The organism is Telluria sp. ZT3P39, assembly GCF_059685935.1.
The window spans coordinates 62,294-78,169 of record NZ_JCASIH010000015.1 but is presented as its reverse complement, the minus strand read 5'-3'; the positions used below and the strand labels follow the sequence as shown (position 1 = coordinate 78,169).

General features: G+C 63.6%; 17 protein-coding genes. 16 read left to right on the top strand and 1 reads right to left on the bottom strand.

Going from position 1 to position 15,876, the window contains the following annotated elements; translation table 11 throughout:
• The first annotated feature begins 9 nt into the window (after positions 1–9).
• The 12 genes from rpsE (at position 10) to dsbD (ending at position 8,432) form a co-directional block, all read left to right on the top strand.
• Positions 10–528, top strand: a complete 519-nt coding sequence (gene rpsE / locus AC56LR_RS15040; RefSeq protein ID WP_036208946.1) for a 30S ribosomal protein S5 — start codon at positions 10–12, stop codon at positions 526–528.
• Between the two features lie 10 nt (positions 529–538).
• Positions 539–718 carry a 50S ribosomal protein L30 gene (rpmD, locus tag AC56LR_RS15035; RefSeq protein ID WP_020655693.1) on the top strand — a complete coding sequence of 60 codons (180 nt, stop codon included), beginning with the start codon at positions 539–541 and terminating at the stop codon, positions 716–718.
• A 28-nt stretch (positions 719–746) separates the two neighbouring features.
• A complete protein-coding gene (rplO, locus tag AC56LR_RS15030) occupies positions 747–1,178 on the top strand; it encodes a 50S ribosomal protein L15 (RefSeq protein ID WP_171085167.1) in 432 nt (143 codons plus the stop codon).
• A gap of 28 nt (positions 1,179–1,206) precedes the next feature.
• Positions 1,207–2,541 carry a preprotein translocase subunit SecY gene (gene secY, locus AC56LR_RS15025; protein ID WP_497131570.1) on the top strand — a complete coding sequence of 445 codons (1,335 nt, stop codon included), beginning with the start codon at positions 1,207–1,209 and terminating at the stop codon, positions 2,539–2,541.
• Positions 2,542–2,560: 19 nt separating this feature from the next.
• Positions 2,561–2,779 (top strand): translation initiation factor IF-1, encoded by a 219-nt coding sequence (gene infA / locus AC56LR_RS15020; protein ID WP_010812378.1) that lies wholly within the window; start codon positions 2,561–2,563, stop codon positions 2,777–2,779.
• A 35-nt stretch (positions 2,780–2,814) separates the two neighbouring features.
• Positions 2,815–2,928 (top strand): 50S ribosomal protein L36, encoded by a 114-nt coding sequence (gene rpmJ, locus AC56LR_RS15015; RefSeq protein ID WP_005663407.1) that lies wholly within the window; start codon positions 2,815–2,817, stop codon positions 2,926–2,928.
• 12 nt (positions 2,929–2,940) lie between these two features.
• Positions 2,941–3,306 (top strand): 30S ribosomal protein S13, encoded by a 366-nt coding sequence (gene rpsM, locus AC56LR_RS15010; protein ID WP_056337616.1) that lies wholly within the window; start codon positions 2,941–2,943, stop codon positions 3,304–3,306.
• 14 nt (positions 3,307–3,320) lie between these two features.
• Complete coding sequence (gene rpsK / locus AC56LR_RS15005; RefSeq protein ID WP_005663404.1) at positions 3,321–3,725, top strand: 30S ribosomal protein S11; 405 nt, start codon at positions 3,321–3,323, stop codon at positions 3,723–3,725.
• A 261-nt stretch (positions 3,726–3,986) separates the two neighbouring features.
• Positions 3,987–4,610: a 30S ribosomal protein S4 gene (rpsD, locus tag AC56LR_RS15000; protein ID WP_259210994.1), complete on the top strand. Its 624-nt coding sequence runs from the start codon at positions 3,987–3,989 to the stop codon at positions 4,608–4,610.
• A gap of 284 nt (positions 4,611–4,894) precedes the next feature.
• Positions 4,895–5,872 carry a DNA-directed RNA polymerase subunit alpha gene (locus AC56LR_RS14995; RefSeq protein ID WP_171085163.1) on the top strand — a complete coding sequence of 326 codons (978 nt, stop codon included), beginning with the start codon at positions 4,895–4,897 and terminating at the stop codon, positions 5,870–5,872.
• Positions 5,873–6,051: 179 nt separating this feature from the next.
• Complete coding sequence (gene rplQ, locus AC56LR_RS14990; RefSeq protein ID WP_171085161.1) at positions 6,052–6,447, top strand: 50S ribosomal protein L17; 396 nt, start codon at positions 6,052–6,054, stop codon at positions 6,445–6,447.
• A 134-nt stretch (positions 6,448–6,581) separates the two neighbouring features.
• A complete protein-coding gene (gene dsbD / locus AC56LR_RS14985) occupies positions 6,582–8,432 on the top strand; it encodes a protein-disulfide reductase DsbD (RefSeq protein ID WP_497131567.1) in 1,851 nt (616 codons plus the stop codon).
• 220 nt (positions 8,433–8,652) lie between these two features.
• Here the strand turns inward: dsbD and AC56LR_RS14980 are convergent, their stop codons facing one another.
• Positions 8,653–9,168, bottom strand: a complete 516-nt coding sequence (locus AC56LR_RS14980; RefSeq protein WP_497131565.1) for a Spy/CpxP family protein refolding chaperone — start codon at positions 9,166–9,168, stop codon at positions 8,653–8,655.
• Positions 9,169–9,371: 203 nt separating this feature from the next.
• On the opposite strand from AC56LR_RS14980, the gene AC56LR_RS14975 reads away from it, so the two are divergent.
• The 4 genes from AC56LR_RS14975 (at position 9,372) to AC56LR_RS14960 (ending at position 15,789) form a co-directional block, all read left to right on the top strand.
• Positions 9,372–10,100: a response regulator gene (locus tag AC56LR_RS14975; RefSeq protein WP_497131563.1), complete on the top strand. Its 729-nt coding sequence runs from the start codon at positions 9,372–9,374 to the stop codon at positions 10,098–10,100.
• Positions 10,097–11,458, top strand: coding sequence for an ATP-binding protein (locus AC56LR_RS14970; protein ID WP_497131561.1), 1,362 nt, complete (start codon positions 10,097–10,099; stop codon positions 11,456–11,458). Before AC56LR_RS14975 ends, AC56LR_RS14970 begins: the two co-directional genes overlap by 4 nt.
• A 72-nt stretch (positions 11,459–11,530) precedes the next feature.
• A complete protein-coding gene (locus AC56LR_RS14965; RefSeq protein WP_497131559.1) occupies positions 11,531–12,688 on the top strand; it encodes an efflux RND transporter periplasmic adaptor subunit in 1,158 nt (385 codons plus the stop codon).
• Positions 12,685–15,789, top strand: a complete 3,105-nt coding sequence (locus tag AC56LR_RS14960) for an efflux RND transporter permease subunit (protein WP_497131557.1) — start codon at positions 12,685–12,687, stop codon at positions 15,787–15,789. Before AC56LR_RS14965 ends, AC56LR_RS14960 begins: the two co-directional genes overlap by 4 nt.
• Positions 15,790–15,876 lie beyond the last annotated feature (87 nt).

Below are 15,876 nucleotides of genomic sequence, written 5' to 3'. Positions count from 1 at the left end.
AGAATCGTCATGGCAAAAATGCAAGCGAAAATGGCAAGCGACAAGCCGGATGATGGCATGCGCGAGAAAATGATCGCGATCAACCGCGTGACCAAAGTGGTCAAGGGTGGTCGTATCATGGGTTTTGCAGCGCTGACCGTTGTCGGTGACGGCGATGGCCGCATCGGCATGGGCAAAGGCAAGTCGAAGGAAGTTCCAGTCGGCGTGCAAAAAGCGATGGAAGAAGCCCGCCGCAACCTGATCAAGGTGCCCCTCAAGAACGGTACCCTGCACCACACCGTCACCGGTCGTCACGGCGCCTCGCGCGTCATGATGTCGCCAGCCAAGCCTGGTACCGGCGTCATCGCTGGTGGCGCAATGCGCGCTATCTTCGAGGTGATGGGCGTGACCGACGTGGTCGCCAAGTCGACCGGTTCGTCGAACCCGTACAACCTGGTTCGCGCAACGCTCGACGGCCTGTCGAAAATGAGCACTGCTTCCGACATCGCCGCCAAGCGCGGCAAGTCGGTTGAAGACATCCTGGGTTAAGGGGAAGAAAATGGCAAACACTGTCAAAGTTCAGCTCGTCAAGGGCCTGATCGGTACCCGTCAGGATCACCGTGCCACCGTGCGCGGCCTGGGTCTGCGTCGTGTCAACTCGGTCTCCGAGCTGCAGGACACCCCATCCGTGCGTGGCATGATCAACAAAGTCGCGTACCTCGTTAAAGTAGTCTCGTAAGCCTTCGGGCTTACGTACGGAGAAATCAATGGAACTCAATACCATTCAACCAGCTGACGGCGCCAAGCACTACAAGCGCCGCGTCGGTCGCGGTATCGGCTCCGGCCTGGGCAAGACTGCCGGCCGTGGTCACAAGGGTCAGAAATCGCGTTCGGGCGGCTTCCACAAAGTCGGCTTCGAAGGCGGTCAGATGCCTCTGCAGCGTCGTCTGCCGAAGCGTGGCTTCAAGTCCCTGAACGCAACCTTCAAGGCGGAAGTTCGCCTGTCGGACCTGAACAACCTGGCTGTCGGCGATGTCGACATCATGGTGCTCAAGCAAGCAGGCATCCTGCCAGTGCTGGCGCGCGACGTGCGTGTCATCCTGTCGGGTGAGGTCACCAAGGCGGTGAACCTCAAGGGCCTGAAGGTCTCGGCCGGCGCGAAAGCGGCGATCGAAGCAGCTGGCGGTTCGGTCGCTTAATTGCGGCCCTGCCTGATCGGAGCAAAAATTGGCGACTAATTCACAACTTGGTAAAAGCGCTGCTTCCGGATTCCCCTGGGGCCGGCTGTGGTTTTTGCTTGGCGCGTTGGTCGTGTACCGCATCGGTGCTCACATCCCGGTCCCCGGGATTGACCCGGTGCAGCTGGCGGCACTGTTCAAGCAGAATGAAGGCGGCATCCTGGGCATGTTCAACATGTTCTCGGGCGGCGCCTTGTCCCGCTTTACCGTGTTCGCCCTCGGCATCATGCCTTACATTTCGGCTTCGATCATCATGCAGCTCGCATCGATCGTTTCGCCGCAACTCGAGGCGCTGAAGAAAGAGGGCGAAGCCGGCCGCCGCAAGATCACCCAGTACACCCGTTACTTCACGGTGGCACTGGCTCTGTTCCAGGCGTTCGGCATCGCGGTCGCGCTCGAGTCGCAGCCTGGCCTCGTGCTCGATCCGGGCATGGGCTTCCGCTTCGTCACGGTGACGACTCTGCTGACCGGCACCATGTTCCTCATGTGGCTGGGCGAGCAGATCACCGAGCGTGGTCTTGGCAACGGTATTTCGATCATCATTTTTGCCGGTATCGCAGCAGGTCTTCCGTCGGCGCTGGGTGGTTTGTTCACCCTGGTCTCGAACGGTTCGATCAGCAGCTTCTCCGCGATCATCATCGTGGTCCTGGTAGCAGCGGTAACGTATGCCGTCGTGTTCGTGGAACGCGGGCAGCGCAAGATCCTGGTTAATTACGCAAAACGTCAGGTCGGCAACAAGATCTACGGTGGCCAAACCAGCCACCTGCCCTTGAAGCTGAACATGGCCGGCGTGATCCCACCGATCTTCGCTTCCTCGATCATCCTGTTCCCGGCGACGATCGTCGACTGGTTCACGCGTGGCAAGGATTCCACGAGCCCGTTCATCGGGTTCCTGAAAGACCTGGCTGCGTCGATGGGTCCAGGCGAGCCGATCCACGCGTTGCTGTATGCGGTGGCGATTGTGTTTTTCTGCTTCTTCTATACGGCGCTGGTATTTAACAGTAAGGAAACGGCGGACAACTTGAAGAAGAGCGGCGCGTTCGTCCCAGGCATTCGTCCTGGTGAGCAGACCGCACGCTACATCGACAAGATCTTGATGCGCCTGACCCTGGCCGGTGCGGTTTATATCACCCTGGTGTGTTTGGTGCCGGAATTCATGACCTCGCAGTGGAAAGTTCCTTTCTACTTCGGTGGTACGTCCCTCCTCATTGTCGTGGTGGTGACGATGGACTTCATGGCACAAGTACAGAATTACGTCATGTCGCAACAGTACGAATCATTGTTGCGGAAGGCGAACTTCAAGGGCGGTATTCCGTCGCGTTAAGCGGGAAGGCATAGAGCGTATGGCAAAAGACGACGTCATCCAAATGCAAGGGGAGGTTCTCGAGAATCTCCCGAACGCAACATTTCGCGTGAAGCTGGAAAATGGGCACGTGGTTTTGGGGCATATCTCGGGTAAAATGCGGATGAATTACATCCGTATTCTCCCGGGCGACAAGGTGACGGTGGAGTTGACCCCGTACGACCTGTCCCGGGCCCGCATTGTGTTCCGCACCAAGTAAAAATCATTAAGTAAACGAACCGAAGAGAGTGCAAAATGAAAGTTAACGCTTCAGTCAAGCGGATCTGCCGCAACTGCAAGATCATCAAGCGCAAGGGCGTGGTCCGTGTGATCTGCGTCGAGCCGCGTCACAAGCAGCGTCAAGGTTAAGAGGAATAACGAATGGCACGTATTGCAGGGGTTAACATCCCAAATCATCAGCACACTGTTATCGGCCTGACGGCGATCTACGGTGTTGGCCGCCCACGCTCGCAGAAGATCTGCGACGCGACTGGTATCGCGACCAACAAGAAGGTCAAGGACCTCGACGATAACGAACTCGAGAAGCTGCGTGACGAAGTCGCGAAGTTTGTCGTGGAAGGCGATCTGCGCCGCGAACTGTCCATGAACATCAAGCGTCTGATGGATCTGGGCTGCTACCGCGGCATGCGTCACCGTAAGGGTCTGCCAGTGCGCGGTCAGCGTACCCGCACCAATGCTCGCACCCGCAAGGGTCCGCGCAAGGCCGCTCAATCGCTCAAGAAATAATCTAGGAACCGACTATGGCCAAGCAACAGAGCAGCGCAGCAGCAGCCCGCGTGCGCAAAAAAGTCAAGAAGAACGTTGCCGAGGGCATCGCCCACGTGCACGCTTCTTTCAACAACACGATCATCACGATCACCGATCGCCAGGGCAATGCTCTGTCGTGGGCAACTTCCGGCGGCGCCGGCTTCAAGGGTTCGCGCAAATCGACCCCGTTCGCAGCTCAGGTCGCTGCCGAAGCTGCTGGCAAGGTCGCTCAGGAATCGGGCGTGAAGAATCTGGAAGTGCGCATCAAGGGCCCAGGCCCAGGCCGTGAATCGGCTGTGCGTGCACTGAACAACCTGGGCATCAAGATCACCGAGATCCAGGACGTTACTCCAGTTCCGCACAACGGCTGCCGTCCTCCAAAGCGTCGTCGTATCTAATTGATACTGCGCGCTTGCAGTCAGGGGTCTTTTGAACTCTGACTGTGGCGAAAAGCCATCATACGGGGCCTAGTGCCCCGTTATGTATTACGAGATCAGCCGGTGCAGAGCCCAGAAATGGGTTATACTGCCCGGCTCTTGTCGCCTGCCGCATCTTGTCGGCGGGTGTTATTAAGCCACGTCCGCTCACACAGTGGGTCGGACTAGCGCCTGGATGCACTGCATCGCTGGGGCGTGATTAATTCATAAAAGGACTCTAACGTGGCACGTTATATCGGACCAAAAGCAAAACTGTCGCGCCGTGAAGGCACTGACCTGTTCCTCAAGAGCGCACGCCGCTCGCTCGACTCGAAGTGCAAACTGGACATCAAGCCAGGCCAGCACGGCGTCAAGTCGGGTGCCCGCACCTCGGACTACGGTAACCAGCTGCGTGAAAAGCAGAAGGTCAAGCGCATGTACGGCATCCTGGAACGCCAGTTCCGCCGCTACTTCGCCGACGCATCGCGTAAAAAAGGCAACACCGGCGAAACCCTGCTGAAGCTGCTGGAAGCGCGTCTCGACAACGTCGCTTACCGCATGGGCTTCGGCTCGACCCGCGCTGAAGCGCGCCAGCTGGTGAGCCACAAGGCCTTCACCGTGAACGGTAACGTCGTGAACATCGCTTCGTACCAGGTCAAGACCGGCGACGTGATCGCTGTGCGTGAAAAGGCCAAGAAGCAGGTTCGTATCGCTGAAGCCCTGTCGCTGGCTGAGCAGGTCGGCATGCCGAGCTGGGTCTCGGTCGACAGCAAGAAGATGGAAGGCACCTTCCGTTCGTTCCCAGAACGTAACGAAATCGCTGCTGACGTCAACGAAGCGCTGATCGTCGAACTGTACTCGCGTTAATTGACTTCGTCGCGGTCACCCCGCGACAAAGTCATCCCGGCGCAGGCCGGGATCCAAGTTTGCTGGCTTAGCCGACAACTTGGGTTCCGGCCTGCGCCGGAACGACGTGGTGGTGGTGCGGTCGCAGCAGCCTCAAGGCTGGCACCGCAGAGAACCCAAGATTTCTACCACTTCCGTCGTTCACCACATTCGTCTCACCGCCTGCTCGTCGAGCAGGCGCTTTATTTATTAATGCCATCAGCCTTATCGGTGTAACGAACCGAGGGTATTGAAAAGGACATTTCATGCAAAACAGTCTGTTGAAGCCACGTATCATCGACGTCGAAGCACTCGGCGCCGGCCACGCGAAAGTCGTGATGGAGCCGTTCGAGCGTGGTTACGGCCACACCCTGGGCAACGCGCTGCGCCGCGTGCTGCTGTCGTCGATGACCGGCTACGCGCCGACCGAAGTCACCATCGCCGGTGTCGTGCACGAGTACTCGTCGCTGGATGGCGTGCAGGAAGACGTCGTCGACCTGCTGCTGAACCTGAAGGGTGTCGTCTTCAAGGTCCACAACCGTGACTCCGTGACGCTGACCCTGAAGAAGGAAGGCGAAGGCGCCGTCCTGGCTTCGGACATCGACCTGCCGCATGACGTGGAACTGATCAACCCGGATCACGTGATCGCTCACCTGACCGCCGGTGGCAAGCTGGACATGCAGATCAAGGTCGAAAAAGGCCGTGGCTACGTTCCGGGCAACGTCCGTCGCCTGTCGGAAGACACCAACAAGACTATTGGCCGCATCATCCTGGACGCCTCGTTCTCGCCAGTGCGCCGCGTGTCGTACGCAGTGGAATCGGCACGTGTCGAACAGCGTACCGACCTGGACAAGCTGATCATCAACATCGAGACCAACGGCGTCATCACCCCGGAAGAAGCGATCCGCCAGTCGGCACGCGTCCTGGTGGATCAGCTGAACGTGTTCGCTGCCCTGGAAGGCACCGAAGCCGCCGCCGAAGCGCCATCGCGCGCTCCGCTGGTCGATCCGATCCTGCTGCGTCCGGTCGACGACCTGGAGCTGACGGTCCGTTCGGCAAACTGCCTGAAAGCAGAAAACATCTACTACATCGGCGACCTGATCCAGCGTTCGGAAAACGAACTGCTCAAGACGCCAAACCTGGGCCGCAAGTCGCTCAACGAAATCAAGGAAGTCCTTGCTTCGCGCGGCCTGACGCTCGGTATGAAACTCGAGAACTGGCCACCAGCCGGCCTGGAGAAGTAAAAGAATTCACCCGAAAGTACACACCTACTTTCGGGTGGGAACAGCCAAAAAGGACTGGCGAAGCCAGATCCTTTTTGGATGATAAAACCGTAGTAACTAACCCTCTAGAACCGGTCCGCGGGCGTGCTGAGCACGAACGATCGAAGAACTGGAATTGAAAACACTCGAAAGGATTTACCATGCGTCACCGTCACGGCCTTCGCAAGCTGAACCGTACTTCGTCCCACCGCCTGGCAATGCTGCGCAACATGACCGTTTCCCTGCTGCGTCATGAAGCCATCAAGACCACCGTGCCAAAAGCTAAGGAACTGCGCCGCGTCATCGAGCCGATCCTGACCCTGGGCAAGACCGACACCCTGGCGAACAAGCGCCTGGCCTTCGCTCGCCTGCGCGACCGCGAAATGGTCCTGAAGCTGTTCGCTGAACTGGGCCCACGTTACGCCAACCGTAACGGCGGCTACCTGCGCATCCTGAAAATGGGTTTCCGCGTGGGCGACAACGCGCCAATGGCGTATGTCGAACTGATGGACCGTCCGGACGAAACCTCGGTGGAAGACGCTCCAACCGCTGAGTAATCGCTTCTTGCGACGACTGAAAGAACCAGGCCTCGTGCCTGGTTTTTTTTTCGTCCCTGCGCCTGGCCCTTGTCGCGCAACGATTGCCCGCCCGGTGTACCATGCCGGTGCGCTGTAACAACTCATCCGACACCATGCCCCGATCGCCTCGTATCACCCCGCGCAGCCTGCTGCACGCCTGCCTGCTGCTGTTCACCGCCCTGTTGATGCTCACCGCAGCCGGTGTGCGTGCCGCCGATGACTTCCTCGATCCTGCCATTGCCTTCCGTTTTGACGCCCGCATGCTCGATGCGAAGACGGTCGAGGTGCGCTACCAGATCGCCGAAGGCTATTACATGTACCGCGAGCGCTTCGCTTTCCGCGCAACCGGCGCCACGCTTGGCACGCCCGAACTGCCGCCGGGGAAGGTGAAATACGACGAGACCTTCCAGAAGGATGTCGAGACCTACAAGAACGCCCTGGTGATTCGCATCCCGGTCGAGGGCAGTGGCCCGTTCACCTTGACCGCGACCAGCCAGGGCTGCGCCGACGCCGGCCTGTGCTATCCACCGCAGGAACATGCGGCCCAGCTGGCGGCCGCCGGCGGCACGCCCGCTCCACCCGCACTGCCGATCGGCGCCAAAGCGCCACCGATGGCCGGCTCACCCTTGTCGGCGCAGCCCGCGATGGAGACGGCGCCCGCAGCGCCGGTCGCGCAGCCCGCCGTGGCTGCAGCTCCGCAAGCCCCATCGGACCTCTCGAACATCGCCGCCGTGCTGGGCGGCGGCAGCCTGCTGGCCATCGTGCCCGCTTTCGTCCTGCTCGGCCTGGGCCTGGCCTTCACGCCCTGCGTGCTGCCGATGGTGCCGATCCTGTCCTCGATCATCGTGGGGGAGGGCAAGGACGTGCGCCGCTCGCGCGGCTTCATCCTGTCGGTGACCTACTCGCTCGGCATGGCCATCGTCTACACGGCGCTGGGAATCGCGGCCGGCCTGATCGGCGAGGGCCTGGCGGCGGCGCTGCAGAACCCGTGGGTACTGGGCGCGTTCGCCCTCCTGATCGTGGCGATGTCGCTGTCGATGTTCGGCTTTTACGAGCTGCAGCTGCCGACGGCGCTGCAAAGCCGGCTGGCCTCCGCCTCCGGCCGCCATGCGGGCGGCAAGCTGGCCGGCGTGTTCGCGATGGGCGCGATCTCGGCCCTGATCGTCGGGCCTTGCGTGGCGGCCCCGCTGGCCGGCGCCCTGGTCTACATCAGCCAGACGCGCGACGTGTTCATTGGCGGCGCGGCCCTGTTCGCGATGGCGATCGGCATGAGCATCCCGCTGCTGCTGGTGGGTGTGTCGGCCGGTTCGCTGCTGCCGCGCGCCGGTGCGTGGATGGAATCGGTCAAGCGCCTGTTCGGTGTGCTGATGCTGGCGATGGCCTTGTGGCTGGTGTCGCCGGTGCTGCCGCCCGTGGTGCAGATGCTGGGCTGGGCGCTGCTCCTGCTCGGTTACGGCTTCTACCTGCTGCGCAAGCACCGGCACTGGGCCTCGATGGCGGCAGGCGCGGCGTTCGCCGTGCTGGGCGCGATGCAGCTGGTGGGCGTGGCCAGCGGCGGGCGCGATGCGCTCGCGCCGCTGGCGCACCTGAAAGGCGGCGCGCACCAGGAGCTGGTGTTCAAGCGCGTCAAGACCGTGGCGCAGCTCGACGAAGCGCTGGCCAATACCGGCGGCAAGACCGCGATGCTCGATTTTTATGCCGACTGGTGCGTGTCCTGCAAGGAGATGGAGAAGCTGACCTTCGTGGATCCGGCGGTGCAGGCCAAGCTGGCCAATACGGTGCTGCTGCAGGTGGACGTGACGGCGAACGATGCGGATGACAAGGCGATGCTCAAGCGGTTCAGCCTGTTCGGGCCGCCGGGGATCATCCTGTTCGACAGGGAGGGGAAGGAGATTCCGGATAGCCGGGTGATCGGTTACCAGGACGCGAAGAAGTTCCTGGCTTCCCTGTCCAAGCTGCCGTGAGTTGACACGCTGCCGAAGAAAAAAAGACGCCCGAGGGCGTAATGCCGTTCAGTTAGCATAAAAATGTAGGGTGGCCGGCTTCGCCGGCCGCGCGTTCACATCACCGATGCGCTGTGGCAGATCACATCGGAGCTGGACGCGCGGCCGGGAAACCCGGCCACCCTACGTTTAACTGAACAACATTAGCCCGAGGGCGTCTTTTTCACATCGATGGATCGGCTTAACCGCGCATCATGCCGTGACCGCCATGATGGCGCCCACCGCGGCGACCCTGCTTCTGCTCGTCGAACACCTTGCGCTGTTCCGGCGTGAGCGCGGCGTACAGGCTGTTCAGTGCCGACAGGCGCGCTTCCATGCGGGCGATGCGTGCTTTTTGCATGGCGATGCGGCGTTCCAGGCGCTGCGGCGCGGTGAGGGCGGCGCGCTGCTCAGGGCTCAAACGCTGCTGCGCACGCTCGCCTTGCGGGGGCGTCATGCTGGCCACGAAGGCCTGCCACACCGGCTGCTGGGCCGGGGTCAGCTTCAGCGCTTCCTGCAGCTTCGCCTGGCGGGCGGCGCGGTGCTCCAGGCGCTTGGCCTTGAACTCGGCCATTTTCGCATGGCGCTCTTCCTTCGTCATGGCGTAGCCGTGGCGGCCGTCCTGCGGCGCCTGGGTCTGGGCCTGCACGCCGATCGACGCGCCGGCGATACCGAGTGCGGCCAGCACGATCACGATGTTCTTGCCGATGGTCTTCATATTCATTCCTTGTGTGAGAGTCTGTCAGGTGTGCATCCGGCATCCGGACTGCTCGCTGCACGGTTCCCATCATGGGCTCCAGGTGTAACGCCGGGATTTCCCCTGTCCGGATCTTTGTATCAATATGTTTCGGCGCTATCGGCATATACAAGCCGATACAAAACGGCTGTCCAAGCTTGTCTTGAATGCGGATAATTGGGGTTATGGATAATCCCTCAACGATCTTGATCGTCGACGACGACCGCGACATCCGCACCCTGCTGGCCGACTACCTGGAGTCGAACGGCTATCGCACCCTGGCCGCGGCCGACGGCACCGGCATGTGGAAGTCGCTCGACGAGGCGCGCCCCGACCTGATCGTGCTCGACCTGAACATGCCGGGCGACGACGGGCTGACCCTGTGCCGCAAGCTGCGCGCCACCTCCAGCCTGCCGGTCATCATGCTCACCGCGCGCAACGAGCCGCTGGACCGCATCCTGGGCCTGGAGATGGGCGCCGACGATTACCTGCCCAAACCCTTCGAGCCGCGCGAGCTGCTGGCGCGCATCCGCAGCGTGCTGCGCCGCTCGCATGCGATGCCCTCGAATGCCCCGTCCGAGAACGTGCAGCAGATGCGCTTCTCCGGCTGGACCCTGGATCTGACCGCGCGCCACCTGCTCAACCCGCAGGGCGTGGTGATCATGCTCTCCGGCGCCGAGTTCCGCCTGCTGCGCGTGTTCCTGGAGCACCCGAACCGCGTGCTCAACCGCGACCAGCTGCTCAACCTCACGCAAGGCCGCGACGCCGACCCGTTCGATCGCTCGATCGACATCCAGATCAGCCGCCTGCGCCAGAAGCTCGGCGAAGACGCGCGCATGCCGCAGATTATCAAGACCGTGCGCAACGGCGGCTATGTGCTGGCCGGCCAGGTGACCGTGGAGCCGCCGGCGTGAAAGCATTCTTCGGATCGATGACCGGGCGCGTGTTCATCACCCTGCTGCTCGGCATCCTGATGTCCGCCACGCTGACCCAGCTGGTGGCCGACCTCGAACGCCAGCGCGCGATCGAGCAGCAGCGCGACCAGCACCTGCTGGAACGCGCCGAGCAGCTGGTGATGGCCACCGAGATCGTGCCGACCTCGGCGCGCTCGGTCTACCTGTCGGTGGCCAACCGCCCCGGCCTGCGCCTGGAAGTGGCCGCCCCCCAGCCGCTGACCGAGCCGCCGACCTGGTTCGCGCGCTCGCTGGCCGCGCGCCTGGGCGACGGCTACCGCATCACCTCGACCAGCGTGCGCCCGGCCTCCTGCGACATGCCGCACCTGCAGACCGTGCTGTACGGCCTGATCCGCACCCAGTGGAAAGGCGCCTGCGAGGCGCTCAACGTGCGCCTGCGCGACGGCGAGGAACTGCGCCTGTCGGTGCTGCCGCCGCGCTCGGCCTTTACCGGTCCCGAGACCGATTACCGCACCGTGATCAGCCTGTTCCTGGTCAGCATCGGGGCGCTCGCCTATGTGGTGGCGCGCATGACCACGCGCCCGCTGAAGGTGCTGGCGCGCGCCGCGCAAGACCTGGGGCAGGACATCAACCGCGCACCGCTGGCCCTGGCCGGCGCCAGCGAAATCCGCCAGGCCAGCGCCGCCTTCAATGCGATGCAGGCGCGCATTCGCCAGTACATCTTCCAGCGCACCCAGATGCTGGCGGCGATCACGCACGACCTGCAGACGCCGCTGACCCGCATGCGCCTGCGCCTGGAAAAGGTGGGCGATATCGAACTGCAGGAACGCCTGATCGGCGACCTGTCGGCGATGCAGGAAATGGTGCGTGAAGGCCTGGTGCTGGCGCGCAGCATGGACACCACCGAGAACATGCACATGCTCGACCTCGACTCGCTGCTGGAAGCCGTCTGCGCCGATGCCGTCGACGCCGGCCAGCAGGTCGAACTGACCGGCAGCGCCGGCATCGCCATGCTGGGCCGCCCGATGGACCTGCGCCGCTGCCTGGGTAACCTGATCGACAACGCGGTGAAGTACGGCCGCAACGCGCGCGTCTGCGTCGAGCGCATGAACGGCGCGGCGCGCGTGCGCATCCGCGACAGCGGTCCGGGCATCCCGGCCGCCGAGATGGGCCGCGTGTTCGACCCGTTCTACCGCGTCGAGACCTCGCGCTCGCGCGAATCGGGCGGCACCGGCCTGGGCCTGACGATCGCCCGCAACATCGCCGAGCAGCACGGCGGCAGCATCGCGCTGGCCAACCACCCGGAAGGCGGCCTCGAAGTCACGCTGATGCTGCCGGAGTATTACCCGAAAAAGTAGCGAGCCTGGGGACGCGTCGGCGTCCCGGACCACACATGAACACGCCGCAGCAACGGGCGGGAAGAGACGAACATGAACAAGAAAAATATTGGCATCACCGCCGCGGTCGTGGCCCTGGCAGTGGCCGGCGCCTGGTACATGAACAAGGGCGACGGCGCTCCGGCCGACAATGGCAAGGGACCGGGCGGCAAGGGCGGCGGGCAGCCGCCGGTCACGGTCAACGTGGTGGCGCCGCAGCGCCAGGACGTCGGCGTCGAGCTGTCCGCGAACGGCACCGTCACGCCGGTGCGCACGGTCGACCTGCATCCGCAGACCACCGCCACCATCCGCCAGGTGCACATCCGCGAAGGCCAGTTCGTCAAGGAAGGGCAGGTGATGTTTTCGCTGGACGACCGCGCCGACCGCGCCAACGTCGCCCGCGCCGAAGCGCAGGTGGCGCAGAACCGCGCGACCCTGGCCGACCTCGAGCGCCAGTACAAGCGCAGCCAGGACCTGGCCGCCCAGAACTTCATCGCCAAAAGCGCCGTCGATACGCTCAAGAGCCAGGTCGAGTCTGCCCGCGCCGCCATGCAGAGCAATGCCGCGGCCGTGCGCGCCAGCCAGGTCAGCGCCAGCTACACCACCATCCGCGCCCCGATGTCGGGCCGCGTCGGCGCCATCGACGTCCATCCGGGCGCGCTGGTGCAGCCGACCACCTCGCTGACCACGGTCACCCAGCTCGACCCGATCGACGTGTCCTTCAACCTGCCGGAGTCGGCGCTCGGTTCCGTGCTGGCGGCGCAGCGTGCCGGCAAAGTGGAAGTGCAGGCCACCACGGGTGGCGACGCCAGGCCCGTAACCGGCGAGCTGCGCTTCGTGGACAACGCGGTCGACCCTGCCGCCGGCACCATCCGTGTGAAGGCCCAGTTTCCGAACAGCGCCAGCAGCCTGTGGCCAGGCCAGTACGTCACCACCCGCGTGACGGTCCAGACCATCCGCGATGCGGTCGTGATTCCGCAGAATGCGATCATCACCGGAACGAGCGGCACCTTCGTGTATGTGGTGGGCGAGGGCAACGTCGCGAACCAGGTCAAGGTGGCGCGCCTGCACGGTTTTGGCGAGTATGCTGCCGTGACTGGCCTGTCCGGCACCGAGAAGGTCATCACCGAAGGCAAGCAGAACCTGCGTCCGGGCGGCAAGGTCCGTCCGGCCGGTGCGGCGCCGGGCCAAAAGAAGGGTGACAAGGCATGAACCTTTCCGAACTGTGTATCCGCCGTCCGGTGATGGTGGTACTGCTGTCGCTGGCCCTGATCCTGGTCGGCGTGCTGGCCTACATGCACATTCCGGTCGCGGCGCTGCCGAGCTATAACACGCCGGTCATCAACGTCAATGCCAACCTCCCGGGCGGCAGTCCGGAAACCATGGCCTCGTCGGTCGCGCTGCCACTCGAGAAGCAGTTCGCGACCATCGCCGGCATCAAGCTCATCACCTCCACCAGCACCCAGGGCAACACGTCGCTGACGCTCGAGTTCGATGAATCGATCGACGTCAACCAGGCCGCCGTGGACGTCCAGGCCGCGCTGCTGCAGGCCCAGCGCCAGCTGCCGCAGGAAATGACCGACCTGCCGTCCTACCGCAAGATCAATCCGGCCGACGCCCCGGTGCTGTTCATGCACATGACCTCGCCGTCGATGGACTTGTCCGAGCTGAACGACTACGCGGAAAACCTGGTGTCCCCGGCCATCTCGACGCTGCCGGGCGTGGCCCAGGTGACGGTCAACGGCGGCAAGCGCTTCGCCGTGCGGGTCCGCGCCAAGCACGACCTCATGAACGCGCGCAACATCTCGATGTCCGAGCTGGCCACGGCCCTGCGCTCGGCCAATTCGATCACGCCGCTCGGCATCCTGGACGGCCCGAGCCAGAGCCTGACCATCCAGGGCGGCGGCCAGCTCATGCGCGCGGCCGACTTCGCCGGCCTGATCGTCGCCACCCGCGACGGCTTGCCGGTGCGCCTGCGCGACATCGCCGAAGTCGAGGACAGCTACCAGTCGGTCAAGGCCACCGGCAGCCTCAACGGCGAGCGCTCGATCGTGCTGATGGTCCAGCGCCAGCCCAATGCCAACACCGTGCAGGTGGTCGACGCGGTGCGCAAGCTGATGCCGCGTTTCGAGACCCAGCTGCCGCAGTCGATCAAGATCCACCTCGTCAACGACCGTTCGGTGTCGATCCGCGAAGCGATCCACGACGTCAACCTGACCCTCGCCGGCACCGTGATCCTGGTGATCCTGGTGATCTTCCTGTTCCTGCACCGCCTCACCGCCACCTTCATCCCGGCCATCACCGTGCCGATTTCGCTGCTGGGCGCGCTGTCGCTGCTGTACGCCTTCGGCTACAGCCTGGACAACATCTCGCTGCTCGGCATCACGCTGGCCGTCGGGCTGGTGGTGGACGATGCGATCGTGGTGCTGGAGAACATCGTGCGCCACATGGAGATGGGCAAGAAGCCGATGCAGGCCGCGCTGATCGGCTCGCGCGAGATGGGCTTTACCATCATCTCGATCTCGATCTCGCTGGTGGCGGTGTTCATCCCGATCTTCTTCATGCCGGGCGTGATCGGCCTGCTGTTCCGCGAATTCGCCGTGATCGTCGGCCTGGCGGTGCTGGTGTCCGCCGTCGTCTCGCTGACCCTGGTGCCGATGCTGTGCTCGCGCCTGATCAAGCACGGCGGCCACGTCGATCCGAAGGACATGTCCTGGATCGGCCGCCGCTTCGAGGCGATGTTCACCAACGTGCGCGACGGCTACGGCCGCACCCTCGACATCGCGCTGCGCCACCGGTTCATCGTGCTGATGCTGGCCGCCGGCACCCTGGTGCTGACCGTGGTGCTCTACATGACCATGCCGAAGGGCTTCTTCCCTGAAGAAGACATCGGCCAGATCCGCGTCACGGTCGAAGCGGCCGAAGACACCTCGTCGCTGGCCCTGATGAATTTGCAGGCCAAGGTGGCCGACATCGTGCGCGCCAATCCCCACGTGCAGGACGTGACTTCGTTCAGCGGCGGCGGCAACACCGGCCGCATGTTCCTGGTGCTGAAACCCCGCAGCGGACGCCCGGCGATGCCGCTGGTGGTCGACGAGCTGCGCAAGGCCACGCGCCAGGTCGCCGGCGTGCAGGTGTTCCTGTCGCCGGTGCAGAACCTGCAGCTGGGCGGGCGCCCGTCCAAGAGCCGTTACCAGTACACGCTGCAGAGCGTGTCGGGCGGCGAGGTTGGCGGCTGGGCCGAGCAGTTCCTGGAGCGCATGCGCAACGACCAGCGCTTCCGCGACGTTACCAGCGACTCGCAGAACAAGGCGCTGCAGGCCACCATCGACATCGACCGCGACAAGGCCGCGCTGCTCGGCGTCGAAATGGCCGACGTGCGCACCGTGCTGTACGCCTCCTTCGGCGAGCGCCAGGTTTCGACCATCTACTCGACCGCGGCGAGCTATTACGTGATCCTGGAAGCGGCCGCCGTCGACCGCTACTACGACGAAGCCCTGTCGCGGGTTTCGGTGCGTTCCAGGAACGGCGAGCTGGTCAAGCTGTCAAGCTTTGCCACCGTGCGCCGCACGGTCGGTCCGCTGGCGGTCAACCACCAGGGCCAGCTGCAGGCGATCACCCTGTCCTTCAACCTGGCGCCCGAGGTCCCGCTGGGCGCCGCCACCGCCGCCATCGAGCAGATGGGGCGCGACATGAAACTGCCGGCCTCGATCATCACCAACTACGGCGGCGACGCGGCAGTGTTCAAGGACACCCAGTCGAGCCAGCTGATCCTGATCATCGCCGCGATCGGCGTGATCTACGTGCTGCTGGGCGTGCTCTACGAGAGCTACATCCACCCGCTGACCATCCTGGCCGGCCTGCCCTCGGCGGCGGTGGGGGCGCTGCTGACGCTGTGGATCTTCGACATGGACCTGACCCTGATCGCCATGATCGGCATCCTGATGCTGATCGGTATCGTGAAAAAGAACGCGATCATGATGATCGACTTCGCACTCGACGCCCAGCGCAACGGGGGGCTCAAGCCGCAAGAGGCGATCCGCGAAGCCTGCATCCTGCGCTTCCGCCCGATTCTCATGACCACGCTGGCGGCGATGATGGGCGCGCTGCCGATCGCACTGGGCATCGGCGCCGGCGCCGAGCTGCGCCAGCCGCTGGGCCTGGCGGTCGTGGGCGGCCTGATCTTCTCGCAGGTCATCACCCTGTACATCACCCCGGTGATCTACCTCTACCTCGACAAGTACAGCGGCACCGGCCCGATGACCGACAAGCAATTGACCAAGCTGGAGGCGGCGCACGACGCCGCACACTGAAGGGAAACTTAAAAACGGCCGGCCTTGGAGTGCGCGAGCGTCGCAAAACGGTTAGACTGCGCCTCTCGTGCCGCTCTCATTCGCCTT